This window comes from Flavobacterium sp. ENC (assembly GCF_020991415.1).
Classification (GTDB): Bacteria; Bacteroidota; Bacteroidia; order Flavobacteriales; family Flavobacteriaceae; genus Flavobacterium.
Genome location: NZ_JAJMOY010000033.1, coordinates 1 through 678, shown reverse-complemented (window position 1 = coordinate 678; position 678 = coordinate 1). Strand labels below are relative to the sequence as shown.

The window sequence follows — 678 nt, the reverse complement described above, 5'->3', positions numbered from 1 at the left end:
AGGTGTAGCGTTGTCGACCGTTTTCACTACGCTCAGGTTCGTTTGTGCAACCGGCGTTGGTGTTTCTGTATCGGTGTTGTTGCCCGGTGTAGGGTCATTTTCCAATCCGGTAATAACAGCGGTATTGCCGTATGAACCTGTTGCTTTTACGGTTGCCACGATGCTCAGCGTTGCGCTGGCTCCATTGGCAAGTCCCCCTACACTCCAGTTCGGTGCTGTCCACGTTCCGGTTGATGGGGTGGCACTCACGAAGGTATACCCCGAAGGAAGTACGTCGTTTACCGAAACTACCGTCGCAGCACTTGGACCCGCATTCGAAGCCGTGATGGTAAAAGTTACGTTATCACCAACATTAGGTGTAGCGTTGTCTACCGTTTTCACTACGCTCAGGTTCGTTTGTGCAACCGGCGTTGGTGTTTCTGTATCGGTATTGTTGCCCGGCGTCGGGTCATTTTCCAATCCGGTGATAACAGCGGTATTGCCGTATGAACCTGTTGCTTTTACAGTCGCCACGATGCTCAGCGTTGCGCTGGCCCCGTTGGCAAGACCTCCTACACTCCAGTTCGGTGCTGTCCACGTTCCGGTTGATGGGGTGGCGCTCACGAAGGTATAGCCCGAAGGAAGTACGTCGTTTACAGAAACTCCCGTCGCAGCACTTGGACCCGCGTTCGAAGCCGT

Annotated in this window: 1 protein-coding gene; it reads right to left on the bottom strand. The window is 54.0% G+C overall.

Going from position 1 to position 678, the window contains the following annotated elements:
- Nucleotides 1-678, bottom strand: a 678-nt coding sequence (locus LPB89_RS21920) for a DUF11 domain-containing protein (RefSeq protein ID WP_230703736.1), incomplete at both ends; no start/stop codon positions are given.